The sequence below is a fragment of the Micromonospora sp. CA-263727 genome, assembly GCF_050942455.1.
Taxonomy (GTDB): domain Bacteria; phylum Actinomycetota; class Actinomycetes; order Mycobacteriales; family Micromonosporaceae; genus Micromonospora.
Genome location: NZ_CP192031.1, coordinates 1,697,045 through 1,713,072, shown reverse-complemented (window position 1 = coordinate 1,713,072; position 16,028 = coordinate 1,697,045). Strand labels below are relative to the sequence as shown.

At 71.1% G+C, this 16,028-nt stretch carries 8 protein-coding genes and 2 pseudogenes; 3 read left to right on the top strand and 7 right to left on the bottom strand.

Features of this window, described 5'->3' with window-relative positions:
• Window positions 1–64 precede the first annotated feature (64 nt).
• The gene (locus ACQPYA_RS07860) at window positions 65–3,244 is read left to right on the top strand and encodes a DNRLRE domain-containing protein (RefSeq protein WP_433531969.1); all 3,180 of its coding nucleotides are present in this window, start codon (window positions 65–67) and stop codon (window positions 3,242–3,244) included.
• A 170-nt stretch (window positions 3,245–3,414) separates the two neighbouring features.
• Here the strand turns inward: ACQPYA_RS07860 and ACQPYA_RS07855 are convergent, their stop codons facing one another.
• Window positions 3,415–5,985: a M14 family metallopeptidase gene (locus ACQPYA_RS07855; RefSeq protein ID WP_433531968.1), complete on the bottom strand. Its 2,571-nt coding sequence runs from the start codon at window positions 5,983–5,985 to the stop codon at window positions 3,415–3,417.
• Window positions 5,986–6,322: 337 nt separating this feature from the next.
• Between ACQPYA_RS07855 and ACQPYA_RS07850 the strand changes: the two genes are divergently transcribed.
• On the top strand, window positions 6,323–7,858 hold the full coding sequence (locus tag ACQPYA_RS07850; protein ID WP_433533412.1) for a phytoene desaturase family protein: 1,536 nt from the start codon (window positions 6,323–6,325) through the stop codon (window positions 7,856–7,858).
• A 114-nt stretch (window positions 7,859–7,972) separates the two neighbouring features.
• Here ACQPYA_RS07850 and ACQPYA_RS07845 read toward each other — a convergent pair whose 3' ends face one another.
• A complete protein-coding gene (locus ACQPYA_RS07845) occupies window positions 7,973–9,544 on the bottom strand; it encodes a Rieske 2Fe-2S domain-containing protein (protein WP_433531967.1) in 1,572 nt (523 codons plus the stop codon).
• Between the two features lie 224 nt (window positions 9,545–9,768).
• Here ACQPYA_RS07845 and ACQPYA_RS07840 point away from each other — a divergent pair, with 224 nt between their 5' ends.
• Window positions 9,769–9,990 carry a DUF2631 domain-containing protein gene (locus ACQPYA_RS07840; RefSeq protein ID WP_433531966.1) on the top strand — a complete coding sequence of 74 codons (222 nt, stop codon included), beginning with the start codon at window positions 9,769–9,771 and terminating at the stop codon, window positions 9,988–9,990.
• Window positions 9,991–10,067: 77 nt separating this feature from the next.
• Here the strand turns inward: ACQPYA_RS07840 and ACQPYA_RS07835 are convergent.
• The 5 genes and pseudogenes from ACQPYA_RS07835 to pyrH all read right to left on the bottom strand — a co-directional run bounded on the left by ACQPYA_RS07835 (window position 10,068) and on the right by pyrH (window position 15,937).
• Window positions 10,068–11,188: pseudogene (locus ACQPYA_RS07835) on the bottom strand (DivIVA domain-containing protein).
• Complete coding sequence (gene rlmN / locus ACQPYA_RS07830; protein WP_433531965.1) at window positions 11,188–12,369, bottom strand: 23S rRNA (adenine(2503)-C(2))-methyltransferase RlmN; 1,182 nt, start codon at window positions 12,367–12,369, stop codon at window positions 11,188–11,190. The pseudogene ACQPYA_RS07835 and the gene rlmN overlap by 1 nt, the downstream one beginning before the upstream one ends.
• A 104-nt stretch (window positions 12,370–12,473) precedes the next feature.
• Window positions 12,474–13,745, bottom strand: a pseudogene (locus ACQPYA_RS07825) (phosphatidate cytidylyltransferase); the annotation flags it as partial.
• A gap of 786 nt (window positions 13,746–14,531) precedes the next feature.
• Window positions 14,532–15,089: a ribosome recycling factor gene (frr, locus tag ACQPYA_RS07820; protein ID WP_433533411.1), complete on the bottom strand. Its 558-nt coding sequence runs from the start codon at window positions 15,087–15,089 to the stop codon at window positions 14,532–14,534.
• An 80-nt stretch (window positions 15,090–15,169) separates the two neighbouring features.
• Window positions 15,170–15,937: a UMP kinase gene (gene pyrH / locus ACQPYA_RS07815; protein WP_433531964.1), complete on the bottom strand. Its 768-nt coding sequence runs from the start codon at window positions 15,935–15,937 to the stop codon at window positions 15,170–15,172.
• Between the last annotated feature and the right edge of the window lie 91 nt (window positions 15,938–16,028).

Below are 16,028 nucleotides of genomic sequence, written 5' to 3'. Positions count from 1 at the left end.
GCCCATACGGGCAGGCTGTTCTCCGCGCTTTCCTGTCCACTCGGCCCCACGGGAGTAGACCGCCGTGACCGCGCCTCGCCTGCTCAGCCCATTCGTGCGTACGCGCGGCCGGCTGATCTGCACCATGGGCCTCCTGCTGGTCGCCCTCGTCGCCGCGCTACTGCCCTGGTGGCCGAGGTTCGATGAACCCGGCACTCGCCCGGAGGCAGCCACCGAGGCCGCCCCGGCGTCGAATCCTCCACGCGACGAGGCGACCGCGATGGCCGAGGCACTCAGCTCCGGTCAGGAGGTGCTCGTCGGGACGGCGACCACGGCCACGTCGCTCACCTGGGCGCTGCCGACGGGAGAGTGGCGCACCGTTACCCACGCCGTCCCCCAACGCGCCAAGGACAGCACCGGGCAGTGGGCGCCGATCGACACCACGCTCACCCGAGTCGGCGAAGCCCCCGACGGCCTCGGCATCCGCCCGGTCAACGCCCCCACCCCTGTACGTTTCGCCAGCGGTGGCAGCCCTGCGCAGCCCGGGGCGACCCCGGGGACAAGCTCCTCCCCGCAGGCTTTCCGCCTGGTCGCGAACACTTACACGGAACCGGCCGACACCCCGCTCGCCGAAGTGGAGATCGACGGTCACACCGTCACCTATTTGTGGCCCGGCGCGCTGCCGGAGCCGGTCCTCGACGGTCCGCGTGCCCTCTACCCCGAGGTCCGGCCCGGCGTCGACCTGCTCCTCGTCGCCCGGGAGGCGGGCGGCTTCGGGCAGTTGCTGATCGTCAAGAGCCGCTTGGCGGCCACGATCGACGCCGTCCGCTCCCCCACGTACGGCCTGACCTCCCCGACGGCGGTCTTCCGTCACGACGCGAGTACCGGCGGCATCCAGATCTTCGACGGTGTCAGCGGGCTGGAAATCAGCTCGATGCCCACTCCGTTCGCCTGGGACTCCTCCGGTCAGGAGCCGGCGTCTCCCCAGCCCGCTCTCCGAACAGTGACGGCGACCAGCGCCGACGTGCTGAGCCTCTCCGGTCTCAGCGGCGTCGAGCCCGGCGCACGCCACGCTCCGATGCCTGTCAGCGTCGACGGCGACGGTTCCGGAAACGTACGCCTGCACCTCGACGCCGCCGCCACCGGCCTCCTCACCGACGAGAATGCGCTGTTCCCCCTCTTCCTCGACCCGACGCTGAACAGCCTCATGCAAGCCTGGGCCACCGTCTACAAGCAACATCCCAGCACCAACACCTGGAACGGCACCAACTTCAACTCCGGCAGCACCGACGCACGAGTGGGCCACGAGCAGAACACCCCACTCACCGCCCGCTCCTTCTGGCGGATGGGTTTCCGCAACGACATCAAGGACGCGACGATCAGCTCGGCGAAGTTCAAGGTGCTCAACAACCACTCCTGGAGCTGCACCGCCCGCCAGATGGAACTGTGGCGTACCGGCTCCATCTCCTCCGGCACCACCTGGAACAAGCAGCCGACCTGGAGCAAGGTGCAACAGCGGCTCTCATTCGCGCACGGCTACGGCAGCAGTTGCCTCAACGACTACGTCAGCTTCGACGTGCAGGAGGCTGCGGAGTACGGCGCCCGGGCCGGCGCATCGAACGTCACGCTAGGTATGCAGGCAACCAGCGAATCCGACACGTTGACCTGGCGCCGGTTCAAGGTCAACAGTGCGGAGTTGACAGTCGTCTACAACACTCCGCCCAAGGCACCGACGGGTGGCAGAAGCACTCCCGGCGGCGCTTGCGTGCCTGGCCCCGGCAGCGGCGTCACCGTCGCCAGGACCAACATCGAGCTGTACGCGAAGGCCACCGACCCTGACAACAACCTGAAGTCGCTGCGGTTCCGCTTTTGGAAGACCGGGTCGACGGTGCCCTCGGGCACCGTGGTCACCGCCACCAGTACTGGCGAGGCGAGGTTGACCATCCCGTCCACCAGCCTTGAGGACAAGGCCACCTACTCATGGGACGTACGCGCGGAAGACCACGCGGGTGCCACGTCGAGCATCTTCCCGCCCGGCACGGAGCCCTGCCGACTCACCATCGACGCCTCGGCACCCCCCGCGCCAACCGTGTCGAGCGAGAAGTTCCTCGAAGCCACTCCCGATGGTGCGACCTGGGCGAAGGCGAGTTTCGGCGAGACCGGTGAGATCACCTTCAGCGCGGCCGGCGCGACCAGCTTCACCTACGCCTTCGAAGGCATCGGCACCCAGCCCGTGACGGCCACCAACGGCACGGCCACCGTGCCCGACCTGGCACCTCGGCACGCCGGCCCCAACACCCTGCACGTGTACGCCTACGACGCCGTCGGCAACCGCAGCCTCCGTACCGACTACACCTTCTATGTACGGCCACGAAAGTCGGCCGACGGCCCCGCCGACACGACCGGCGACGACATCCCCGACATGCTCGTCATCAACGCGGACGGCGACCTACGCACCTACGTGGGCGACGAGGGCGGTGAGCTGTACGCCCACCTCACCGCCGCCTACGACGAAAAGCATCAGCAGAACCCGTCCGGGCACTGGTACAGCCCGGCCACCGGCAAGGCAGCCCTGATTACCAAGCACTCCGACGCCTACCCGGGCGACGGCATCACCGATCTGTTCGCCCGCACGCCGGACGGCGGTTTCTGGATCTACCCCGGTGACGGCTATGGCAGTTTCAACGTCGACCAGCGGATCCGCATCCTCCTGCCGCCCAACGCACCGAACCCGGCAACCTGGACGCAGATCAAGGCGCTCGGTGACATCACCGGGGACAAGCGCCCGGATCTGGCCCTACGCTCGGGCGCCCAGTTCTGGATACTGTCCGGGTACACCGGGGGTGCCTTCCAGGAGGCGACGCTGATGGAGGGCACCGCCTGGGCCCGCCGGGAGATCATCAACATCACGGACTTCGACCGGGACGGCACGCCGGACCTGATCTGGCGCAACCTGGACGCCGGCACCCTGTACGTCCGGCACGGCAAGCCGGGGCCCGTCGCCCTGAGCGTGAACCTGGACTCGCTCAAGCAGGCGATCAACTCCCGCGATGGCGACGTCCGAATCGGCACAGGTTGGACGGAGGCTGCCTACAACGCGGTAATCGGCATCCCGGACGTCAGCGGCGACGGGATACCCGACCTCTGGACCCGTTCCGGAACTGATGGACGGATCCGACTGCACCGGCCATCGCTCACCAACATCGATGCCTCGGTGCAGGTCGTCCTCTCCCCCGACTACACAACCTTCAGGGCCTTCGGCTGAGCGCCGAGGCTGGTGCGGTTGTCCCAGGGAGACGGACACCGGCTTGAGGCCGGCCTGCGTCCGTAACATCCGGCCCAGCACCGCCAGCAGGATCGGAGTATCCCGGCGTCTGCCCCGACCGGTGCTGGTCGCACCGGTCGGGGCAGACGATCACACGGGAGCTGCCCAGGTCACCACCACAGGGCGTTGGCGACCTGCGGGTAGAGGCCCTCGGGGTGGGCCCGGAAGAGCGGCTCGGTGCCGAAGAGGGTCACGTTCGCCCCCTTCGCCACGCCGCTGACGACCACGGCCTGACCGGCAGCCGCTGCCTGGCCGCCCCAGTGGCCGGCGAGGAAGAAGCCCTCGTCGGCGAGGCGCTGGTCGACGCGGACGCCGTCGCCGACCCGGGTGAAGTACTGCGGCGCGTCGACGAAGGCGGTCGGCAGGGCGTTGCCGGTGATCGGCGACGCCGGGTTGTTCACCACCTTGACGATGCCGTTCGCGTCGCTGCGGCCCGCCGCGATCGTGACGTCGAGCAGCCCGGCCCGGTCGCTGAAGAGCTTCCCGCTGCTCCCCCGACCCACGACGGTGCCACCGTCGGCCAGCCACGCGGTGAACGCAGCGCTCTGCGTGGCGTCCAGGCTGGCCGGGTTGAACGTCGTGGTGGAGACGAAGAAGGCGTCGAAGTCGTCGAAGGACAGTGTCCCCGAGTTGAACGCGGTGTGCGTCACCGAGATCGGCTCGAAGCCCATCTGCCGCAGGGCGAAGATCTCACCGGCGTTGGCGGCGACACCGAGCCGGGTCCGGGAGACCGGCGTGGTCTTGCGTACCTGCGCGGCGGTGAGCTTGGTGAACTCGACGCCGTACGCGGCGGCGACCGGGCGGACCACCGACGCGTCGCCGGGCACGACGAAGGTGCCGTTGGCGGTACGGGCCAGCTTCACCCCGTCGTCGAGGAGGCGGTTGACGGCCTGGATGCCCGCCACCGAGTCCACGGTCAGCCCGTAGTACGACTGCTTGCCCGGCGCGACCGAGCCGGTGGGCCGGGCCTCGGTCACCGGCAGCAGCCCCTTGAAGTCGAGGCTCACGTTCCTGGTCACCCGCTGCACCGTCGCGCCCCAGAGCTGGCCGTGGCTCCAGGCCGAGATGTCGTACATCGCGTTGAAGTCGTTGGTCACGTCCCGCCCGACCTCAAGCAGGGCGCTGGCCAGGCCGCGCTTGGCCTGACGCAGGTCGACCACGTAGGTGCCGGCCGGGTAGAGCTTGCCGTCCAGGATGAACGGCCGCCAGCCACGGTGGACCTTCAGGTCGTTGTCGAGCATGAACTGGACCAGCCGGGCCGCCGCGGTCTCGCTGCGCTGACCGCTGCCGGTCGGGATGACGTACGCGCGCGGGAAGCTCTGCGGGTGCGTCTTGACGTTGTCGCCGCGACCGAGCGACAGGGCCAGCGGGTCGTCGATCGGCCGCGTCGGCTCACCTGCGACGCCACGCCGGAACCATTCGAGCTGGTTGGCGAGGAGCTGCGACCGGTTCGCCGTGGCGTAGCCGAGGTTCCCCTTGATCGACGCCACCGCGACGGCGGTGTTGATCCGGGTACGCTCGTGGCGCTCCGCCTCGGTCAGGTTGCCCCTCGGGTTCAGCGGCACCTCGACGGTGTGGCCGATGGTGCCGTGGTACATGGCGTACATCGGCGTGAAGATCGGCGGCCAGTCGTCCCAGCCGTCGGTCCGGTCCCGGAACGGGATGTCGTTGCGACGGCTGCCGTCCGGGTTCGTGCAGCTGGCCCGGGTCTCACCGGTGGCGAGGACGGCCTGCTCCATGGCGAGCGCGTTGCGCAGCGCGTGCTTGATGTACAGGTCGTACTCGTAGTTGTCGCCGTGCGGGCCGGTGGTCGGCTCGATCAGCGTGCAGGTGACGTACCCGTGGATGTCCAGCATGGTCAGCGGGCTGTAGCGGACCAGCTGGGCGCGCACGGCGCGGACCTCGGGCTGCGAGGCCGTGATGTAGTCACGGTTCATGTCGAAGCCGTTGGCGTTGGCCCGGGTGGCCGCGACCCGGCCGTCCGGGTTGTTGGTGATCACGAAGGCGATCACGTGCCGGTCGAGCAGCTTCGCGATCTCGGGGTCGGTCGAGAAGGCCAGCTCCTGGAGGACCTGGAGGCTGGCGTCGGTGCCTTCCCACTCGTTGCCGTGGATGTTGTTGTTGATGAACAGCGGGGTGCGCCACTTGTCGTACCCGCCGGCCCTGACCTTGGCCTGCGCCGCACGCGGGTCGCTGAACCGCAGGTCGGAGAGGTGCTGCCAGGTCTTCCACTCGTTGTTGCTCATCGGCGAGGTGGCCACCACCAGGTGCAGGTCGCGGCCGAGCACCGACTGCCCGATGACCTCCACGTTGATCCGCTTGCTCTGCTGGAGCGCACGCAACGCGGACGGGATTCCGTGGTAGGGGATCAGATTGAGCGGGATGGACGCGTCACCCGGATTCACCGGCACGTCCTGGATGACATCGTTACGCGGCTTGCCGGGCAGCTTCGCCGACGGGGCCGACGGCACCGGCAGGCTGGGCAGCCAGCCCTGCGAGCCGAAGGACCGGGCCTGCGGGTCCGGCCCGAAGTGGAACGGCAGGTCGGTGTCGGACGGACCGCGGGGCGACTCGATCGCCACGTCGGGGGCCGGGGCGGACGGTGCCGCCGTCGCCGCGGTGGCCGGTCCGAACAGGAGCACGGCGGCGAGCAGGGCTATCAGTGGTCGTCGAACAGCCACGCACGTACCTCGTTTCGAGGAGACAAGGCGCGCCGGGCGACTCTTGATCGCCGGCGACGATGATTGGCTGTTCTACCAGCGACGCAGGCCCAAGTCGATAGCTCGGGCCACACGGGAGCGTTCCCGGATCGTTTTGCCGAGGGGCAGGAGAGGCCGCCACCTCGTTGATCATGAGGTTGGCGGCAGTTACGGAGATCAAAGCGCCGCCAACCTCATGATCAACGGGATCGTGGCCGGGGTGGGAGGGGGTGGAAGGGGTTATGGTGCGGGGGTGACGGGTGGCGGTGGGGTGCCGGGGCGGGTTGATGTCGTGGTGGTGGGGTCGGGACACAACGGCATGGTGTCGGCGATCCTGCTCAGCCGGGCCGGGTTGGACGTGCTGGTGGTCGAGGGCGCCGACGTGATCGGCGGGGCCACCCGGACCGAGAACCCCTTCCCCAAGGTGCCCGGGCTGCGGCACTCGACCGGGTCGTACCTGCTCGGGTTGATGCCGCCGGAGCTGCTGGCCGCGCTCGACGTACGCATCCCGGTGCTGCGCCGCGACCCGCACTACTTCCTGCCCACCCCGGGCGACGCCGGCTCGCCGTACCTCCTCTTCGGCACCGACACCGCGGCCACCCGCAGGCAGCTCACCGAGTTCTTCTCCCCCGCCGACGTGGCCGCCGACGACGCGTTGCAGGCCGAGCTGGCCGCGCTGCGCGAGGACCTCGCCCCCGCCTGGCTGACCGAGCCGCTGCCGGTGGAGGAGACCGCGCAGCGCTACGTCCGGCCCGAGCTGCGAGAGGTCTTCGTCGACCTGGTACGCGGCTCGGTCGCCGACTACCTGGCCCGCTTCGACTTCCGCTCCGAGCTGCTGGTCAGCATGTACGCGGTCACCGACGGACTCTCCGGGCTCAACGCCGGCCCGGACGACCCGGGCACCGGCCACAACTTCCTGGTGCACAACATGTGCCGGCTGCCCGGCTCGGGCGGCACCTGGATGATCGCCGAAGGCGGCATGGGCACCGTGTCCCGCACCTTCGCCGACGCGGCCCGCGCCTCCGGCGCCCGGATCGTCACCGGCGCGCCGGTCACCGCGATCACCCTCGACGGCGGCACGGCCTCCGGAGTCGTGCTGGCCGATGGACGCTCGGTCGCCGCCGAGGTGGTGCTCGGCGCCTGTGACCCGTACCGGCTGATGGGGCTGCTGCCCGACGGCGCGCTGCCGACCGCGCTGGCCGAGCGGATGGCGGCGGCCCGGCGCACCGGCACCACGCTCAAGCTCAACCTGGCGCTGCGCGGCCTGCCCCGCTTCTCCTGCCTGCCCGAGGGGGCACCGAGCCCGTTCGGCTCCACCATCCACCTGCTGCCCGGCTCGGCGTCGCTGACCGGCGACGGGGGTGAGTCGCCGATGGCGGCGCTGCGCGCGATGTGGGCCGACGTGCAGGCCGGGCGGCTGCCGGCGGAGCCGACCATCGAGTGGTACCTGCACACCACCGTCGACCCGTCGCTGGCCGACCCGGCCGGGCACCACTCGTCGGCGCTCTTCGTCCAGTCGGTGCCGTACGAGCTGGCCGGCACCAGTTGGGCCGAGGCGCTGCCCGGCTACGTGGACCGGCTGGTGGAGATCTGCGAACGGTACGCCCCGGGCACCGGTGACCTGATCGCCGACGCGGTGCCGCTGCCCCCGCCCGGCATCGAGGCGCACTTCGGCATCACCGGCGGGCACATCCACCACGTCGACAACACCGTCTCGTTCACCGACCGGATGCCCTACGCCACCGGGATCGACGGCGTGTACGCGGGCAGCGCCGGCTGCCACCCGGCCGGCAGCGTGATCGGCGCAGCCGGCCACAACGCCGCCCAACGCATCCTCGCCGACCTCGGCCGCTAAGGAGATGTAAGGAAGGGCCCCCTATTAACGCCTGGTGTACTAAAGGGGCCCCCTCCTAACACGAGCGCCAGCACGCGGCGGCGTGCGCGCGGGGGTGGGGAGGTGGGGTGCTGGTTAGTCGGCGGGCTGGGCGGGGGGCTCCTCGCCGGCGCGATGTGCGCGGACCTTGTGGCCGACGCTGGTCAGGCAGCGCCCGCTGGGCAGGTCGAACCGCCAGCCGTGCAGTTGGCAGGTGAGCTGGTCGCCGTCGACGATGCCGAACCGGCTCAGGTCCGCCTTCAGGTGCGGGCAGCGCCGCTGCACCACCCAGTCGCCCAGGGTGATGTCCTCGGCGTCGACGGAACGCTCGTGCTCGTCGTACCAGCCCTCCGCGTACTGGAGGCGCTCGGTGGAGAGGCACTTGAAGAAGGCGTACACGAACTCGTTGTACTGCCCGATCCGGGCCGCGGAGAAGCGGCAGGAGAGGAAGAGCGAGTTGACCCAGTCCACCTCGCCGATGTGCAGCAGGTGCTCCACCAGCGCCCGCTCGGTACGGAACCGGTAGCGCACCTTCTCGTCCGCGTACGGTCGCACCTGCTTGCCCGGGAAGTCGACCACGATCGACTCGACGCTGTCGCCGTCGTAGCCGACCAGGTCGAAGCGGACCGGCCCGCCCACGCCCTTGGCCAGGTAGATCGACTCGTCCAGCAGCGGCTCGACCCGCCGCTTCAGCTCCTTGAGCACGTCGACCTCGGGGTGCCGCCAGGACGCCTTCTCCGCCTCGATGACCGGCCGCTTGCGCTCGCGCATCTCCTCCAGGTGGGCGACCTTGTTGGCGAAGAACTCCTCGATCGGCTGCGGGTGGGTCGTGGTCGCCCCCGAGGCGGTGACCTCCGCGACGCTGCCGGGCAGCAGCACGATGCCGTTGGTGCCGCCGACCTTGGCGTACTCGGTGAGGAAGACCGACTGGTCGGGGAAGATGTTCCCCTCGTCGCCGAAGATGTCGTTGAACTGCCACAGCTCGTCGTCGAGGAAGCAGGGCGGGCCGGCGATCGGGAAGACGTGGTCGGCCTTGAGGTCGTCGATGTAGCGCCAGGTGCGGTCGAACTGCCGCTCCCGCTTCTGCTTGCCGAACGCGGTCTTCGCCGCCTGCGGCAGCTCGTAGACCATCGGGTACCAGATCGCGCCGGAGAACTGGAGCATGTGCGCGTGCACGTGGCCCAGCTCGGCGAAGACGCTCAGGTCGGTGGGGCGGGCGTCGTTCTGGTTGAGCAGCCGGACGCCGTCGTGCTCCACCCAGAGCGAGGAGTCGCCGATCGGGCCGTCGGTCGGGCTGGTCAACGCCTGGATCATGACCTTGAGGCCACCGTCCAGCTCGATGACCTCCTCGTTGCGGGTCTTCAGGAACTTGGTGAAGCCCAGCTCGCGGAACTCGTCCTCCATCTCGGAGGTGGGGAACTCGGGCAGCAGCACGGTCGCCTTCTTCGACACGTACCGCTTCAGGTGCGCCGCGTCGAAGTGGTCCCGGTGCAGGTGGGAGACGTACAGGTAGTCGACATCGCCGAGGGCCTCCCAGTCGAGCTGGGAATTGTCCGGAAACGGAAACCAGGAGGCGAAGTAGGCCGGGTTGACCCACGGGTCGCACAGGATGCTGCCCGCGGCAGTGTCGATCCGCATGCTCGCGTGCCCGGTACCGGTCACTCGCACCGCAGTTCCCCCTCAGAAAGACAGACAAAGGCGTACCCCAGAACGCTACCGGAGGCAGTCTGGTCTACGTCCCGCGACGCCGCCATACCCGCCCGCCCCGCCTGAACGGGCCGAAGGTCCCGGGTCGGCGGACCCCTCGGGCCGGCGGATCAGCCCCGCCGCAGGTCCCCGCGTGGGGGGCGTGCCAGACTAGCCGGAGATCCGAACGCGAGGAAGGACCGACAGTGGCGGGAAGCGAGCCGGTAACTTCGCCAGACCAGCACAAGCCCGGGCATCGGAAGGCCGGGCGGATCGGTGCGGTAGCCACCGCGCTCGTGCTGCTGGCCATGCTCTGCGGCAACCACGAGGGCAGGGTCGAGGACATCTGGCTGATCGGCCTGGCCGCGCTCCTGCTGCTCATCGTGCTCGGCGACGTGGTGCTGCGCCGCAACGGCCTGCGTTCCTGACCCGACCGCGCCGAGGGCCCGCCCCCGATCCCGGGAGCGGGCCCTCGGCGTCGTGTCAGCGGCCGGACCGTCGGGTCTCAGCGGCCGAAGAGGATGTCCTGGACGTTCTTCAGCGCGGCGTCGACCTCGGCCTCGAAGTAGCCGCCCTGCACCAGCCCGAAACGCAGCGTGTCCAGATCCTTCGGGTTCACCGGCATCTGGTTACGCCCGGACATGCCCCCGAGCAGAGTCTCGAAGAACCGGTCCACCTGGTCGGGGTCGTACCCGCTGCCGAACCGGCGGACCTGGAAGCTGCGCCGGATCTGGTCCACCCGGTAGAGGTCGCTGCCGGGCGGCCCGGCCATCGGCGGCCCACCCATCGACGAGCCGGCCATCGCCGGCGGGCCCGCCATCGGCGGGGGCCCGCCCATCGGCGGCCCACCGAGCGCCTGCTGCGGCATGCCGGGCGGCCCCGCCGGGCCCCGGCGCGGGTCGCGGTCCGGCAGGGCCCGCATCTCCGTGGTCATGTCGGCGCGGCCGTGCCGGCCCGCCTCGAACCCGTCGAAGCGCTGGTCGTCCGGGGGCCCGTAGCCGCCCGGACCATCCGGCGGGCCGTAGCCACCGGGACCATCCGGCGGGCCGTAGCCACCGGGGCCGTCCGGCGGGCCGTAGCCGCCCGGACCGGCGGGCAGGCCGCGCGGCGGCAGGCCGCCGTGGCCCATCGGGCCACCGGGGGACCCATCGGCCCGCCGGGGCCGCGCGGCGCGTCGTAGCCGCCGCGAGGGGCGTCGTACCCGCCAGCGAAAGCGCCGGTCGGCTCGTCGTAGCGGCCGTAGGGCGGGCCGGCCTGCGCCGGCATCGGCCGGGGTGGCATCGGCGGCTGCGGCACCGGGGACATCCCGCGGTCGTCGCGCATGGGCGGGCCCATCCGATCCGGCGGGCCCATCCGGCCGTCGCCGGCCCGGCCGGCGGCGCCGCGCTCCTCCAGCTCGGCCAGCTGCCGTTCGACCCGGTCGAGGTGCAGGTCGACCTGCCATTCGTCGTACCCGTTGAAGCGAACCCGGAAGACGACGTCGTGGACCTCCTGCGAGGCCACCGGAGCTCCGACCGGCTGGCCCGCGAGTGTCGCCTCGACCCGGTCCAGGAAGGCGTCCACCTCGTCAACCTTGTATCCCCGGCGGAGCGCCTTACGCCGGAAACGCTGACCCTGACTCGCCACTATGTCTCCTGGTCTCGTTCGCCACGCCCGGTCACGCCGACTCCCCCGACCGGGTCGGTGCCACTGTCCTCCGCGGCGGCCAGCTGCCCACACGCTCCGTCGATCTCGCGACCTCGGGTGTCCCGCACCGTGGTGGACACCCCGGCGTCGCGCAACCGCCGGACGAACTCCCGCTCGACCGGCTTCGGGCTCGCGTCCCAGCGGCTGCCCGGAGTCGGGTTGAGCGGGATCAAGTTCACGTGGGCCAGCTTGCCGGCCAGCAGCCGCCCGAGCAGGTCAGCTCGCCACGGCTGGTCGTTCACGTCCTTGATCATCGCGTATTCGATCGACACACGACGCCCCGTGCGGGCCGCGTAGGCCCAGGCTGCGTCCAGCACCTCGCACACCTTCCAGCGCTGGTTGACCGGCACGAGTTCGTCGCGCAGCTCATCATCGGGGGCGTGCAGCGACAACGCAAGAGTCACCGAGAGGTCTTCGCTGGCCAGTCGGTGGATGGCAGGCACCAGCCCGACGGTGGAAACGGTGATGTGCCGCTGGGACAGGCCGAGGCCCTCGGGGGCCGGCGCGACCAACCGGCGGATCGCGGCGAGCACCCGGTTGTAGTTCGCCAGCGGCTCCCCCATGCCCATGAAGACCACGTGCGACAGCCTCGGCGGCGACCCCGACACCGCGCCGGAGGCGGCCACGCCGGCCAGGTAGACCGCCTGGTCGACGATCTCCGCGGTGGAGAGGTTGCGGGTCAGACCGGCCTGGCCGGTCGCGCAGAACGGGCACGCCATGCCGCAACCGGCCTGGCTGGAGATGCAGACGGTGACCCGGTCCGGGTAGCCCATCAGCACGCTCTCCACCAGCGACCCGTCGTGCAGTCGCCAGAGCGCCTTACGGGTCGCGCCGTCGTCGCAGGCCAGCTCCCGCACCGGGGTGAGCAGCCGGGGCAGCAGCTGGTCGGCCAGGCGCTCCCGGGCGGCCGCCGGCAGGTCGGTCATCTGTGCCGGGTCGCGTACCAGCCGGCCGAAGTAGTGGGTGGACACCTGCCGGGCCCGGAACGCCGGCTCTCCGAGCCCGGCGACCAGGGCTTTGCGGCCGGCCAGGTCGAGGTCGGCGAGGTGTTGCGGTGGCATTGCGGCCCGGCGCGCACCGGGCGCGTCCGGGTCGACCGGGATCAGGGGCAGGCTCGTCATGGCCCGTCCAGTCTGGCACGCCCGGCTCGGAGCGCACGCGTCCGGAGGCGGCAGAACCGCTCCGGCCGCCACCGCGACCCGGCTGCGCCGGCGTGATCCATGCCTCAGTTCACCGCCGGCACGAAGACCACGAGCAGCAGGTACCCGGTCGGAACGGCGAACAGGATCGAGTCGAGCCGGTCCATCAGCCCGCCGTGCCCGGGCAGCAGGTTGCTCATGTCCTTCACGCCGAGATCCCGCTTGATCATGGATTCGGCGAGGTCGCCGAGGACCGCCGCGGCCGAGACCGCCACCCCGAACACGGCCCCCCACCACGGGGCCACGTCGAACAGCAGCCAGAGCAGCAGGGCGCTGCCCAGCGCCGCGGCGCCGACCGAGCCGGCCAGCCCCTCCCAGGACTTCTTCGGGCTGATCGTCGGCGCCATCGGGTGCTTGCCGAAGTTGGCCCCGGCCGCGTACCCGCCGGTGTCGGAGAGCACGACCGCGACCAGGGTCACCAGCACCCGCAGCGCCCCGTCGTCGGGGGAGGACGCGAGCAGGGCGGCGAAGCCGCCGAGGAACGGCACGTAGACCGCGATCAGGGTGGCCGCGGTCATGTCCCGCCGCAGGCCGGACATGCCGTCACCGAGCCGCCAGACCAGTGCGCCCGCGACGGTGACCAGCAGGCCCAGCATGAGCGCGTCCAGGCCGGCGAACCAGGCCAGGCAGACGGTGAGCACCCCACCGGCGATCAGCGGCACCAGTGGCACCTCGGCGCCGCCACGGCGTACCGCCCGGGACATCTCCCAGATGCCCACGCTGAAGGCCGCGACGATCACCAAGAGGAACGCCGGGGGGTAGAGAAACAGTGGCAACAGCACGACGGCGCCCAGGCCCAGGCCGACCGAGATGGCCGCCGGCAGGTTCCGTCCGGCCCGGGTCGCCGCCGGCTGGCTGGCCGGACGGCCGGCACCGGCCCGGCGACGGCCACGGTGGCGACGGCCCGGCTCGGACCCGGCCTCCGGTTCCGGGGCGTCCTCGGCCGGTACCGGGGCCAGTTGGGTGGTCGGCGCGTCGTCGTGGTCCCGGCCGGCACCGACCCGCACCGGCGCCAGCTGCGCCGTGGGGGCGTCCTCGTGATCGAGGTCGCGGCGTCCGTTCGCCCCGCCCGGGGAGCGTTCCCGACCGCCGTCGTAAGGGCCGCGCCGGTCACCGCCGCCCGGACCACGCTGGTCCCGGTCACCGCCGCCCGGACCAGGCCGGTCCCGGTCACCGCCGTGCGGACCAGGCCGGCCCCGGTCGCCGCCGGGCGGACCAGGCCGGCCCCGGTCCTCGTACCGGGCCTGCCGGTCGCGGTCGTCGTCGCGCGGGCCGCGCCGGTCCCGGTCGCGGGGACCGCGCGGTTCACGGTCGTGAGGCGCGACCCGGTCACGGTCGTCGTGGGGTCCACGCGGGTCGCGGTCGTTTTGAGGGCCGCGCCGGTCCCGGTCGTCATGGGGCGCACGCGGGCCCCGGTCGTCGTAGGGCGCACGCGGATCGCGGTCGTTCCGGGGGACATGCCGGTCACGGTCGTCACGGGGCGCACGCGGGTCACGGTCGTCGTGGGGGGCACGCGGGGGGCGGTCGTCGTACGGGCCGCGCCGGCCGCCGAAGCCGGCGTCGACCGGGCCGCCCCGCTCCTGCGGATGCGGGGGGTACGGGCGGTCGGGCTGCGGCCGGGGGCGGGTACCGGGCTCGGCGTACAGCTCAGCGCCGGGGTGCGCGTCCCGGGACCACGGGCCGGGTTCGAGATCCGGTTCCGGCCAGGGCAGCGGGGTCGGCCGGTCGGGGTGGTCCGGGCGGTCCCAGCCACGGGCCTCGGCGCCGCCGTAGGGGTCGAGGTGGGACATCACGCACCGGACGAGAGCGGTACGAGATCCACCACTTGACGCACTGCCACTACCATCCCCAACCCGCGCGAGGCGCTCCGTCTGATTTGCCGGCCCGTCGGCTGGCCGATCCCCACCGTTCATCGCCGGGTCGCCGGGAATCGTGCCGAGCCTACTGCACCCACCCGCCCGACAGGACCTACCAGTACCCACCCCCGCCCGCGTTGATCACGAGGTTGTCGCCACGACGCGCCGGCATCGCGGGCGGCAACTTCATGATCAACGCGGGCGGGAGGAGATCGGGGTGGGGGAGGTTCAGACCTCCAGAAGCTCGGTTTCCTTGTGCTTGACCAGTTCGTCCACGTGGCCGACGTAGCGCTGGGTGAGGTCGTCCAGTTCCTTCTCCGCGCGCCGGCCGTCGTCCTCGCCGACCTCGCCGTCCTTGACCAGGCGGTCCAGCTCTTCCTTGCCCTTGCGCCGGATGTTGCGGATGGCGACCTTGGCCTCCTCACCCTTGTGGCGAGCGACCTTGATCATGTCGCGGCGGCGCTCCTCGGTCATCTGCGGGAGCAGGATGCGCAGCTGGTTGCCCTCGTTGTTCGGGTTGACCCCGAGGTCCGAGTCGCGGATCGCCTTCTCCATGGCGTTGATCTGCGAGTTGTCGTACGGCTTGATGATGGCCATCCGCGGCTCGGGGATGCCCACCGACGCCATCTGGGTCAGCGGCGTCGGGCTGCCGTAGTAGTCGATGATGATCTTGGAGAACATGGCCGGATTGGCGCGACCGGTGCGGATGGCGCCGAACTCCTCCTTGGCGTGCTCGACCGCACGCTCCATCTTCTCCTCGGCCTCGAGGAGGGTGTCGTCGATCACCGCTCTCCTCGCCTCCTTCTTGTGCTCGTCGTGGGCTTGTCGGGTCACCGGGACCGCCGAGATCACCGTCGGCGGTCAACTCAGGTGGTGATCAGCGTGCCGATCTTCTCGCCGCCCACCGCCCGGACGATGGTGTCGTCGCCCTGCGCGCCGAAGACCAGCATCGGCAGGCCGTTCTCCATGCAGAGGCTGAAGGCGGCCGCGTCGGCGACCCGGAGGTTGCGGCGCAGCACCTCGGAGAAGGTGATCGAGTCGAACTTGCTGGCGCTCGGGTCGATCCGGGGGTCGGCCGTGTAGACGCCGTCGACGCCGTTCTTGCTCATCAGCACCACGTCCGCGTGGATCTCCAACGCGCGCTGGGCGGCCACCGTGTCGGTGGAGAAGTAGGGCATGCCCGCCCCGGCACCGAAGATGACCACGCGGCCCTTCTCCAGGTGCCGGATCGCCCGCAGCGGGATGTACGGCTCGGCGACCTGGGCCATCGTGATGGCGCTCTGCACCCGGGTCTCGATGCCCTCCTTCTCCAGGAAGTCCTGGAGGGCGAGGCAGTTCATCACGGTGCCGAGCATGCCCATGTAGTCCGCCCGAGCCCGGTCCATGCCGCGCTTCTGCAACTCCGCGCCCCGGAAGAAGTTGCCGCCGCCGACCACCACGGAGACCTGGACACCCCGGCGGACCACGGTGGCGATCTGCCGGGCGATGGCCTGGACCACGTCCGGGTCGACGCCGATCGCACCGCCGCCGAACACCTCACCGGAGAGCTTCAGCACCACCCGTCGGGCCCGACCGGGCGGTGGCGCCGTCGGATCGTCCGCCGCCAGCGTCCGCTCACTCACAACCTGCGTCATCCGCCCGTCCTTCCCCCACCGACGCGCCCGGGTGCGCGTACCTGCCGTTGCCGACCTTATGGGACGAGGAGGCCGCGGTGCGTATCGCGTA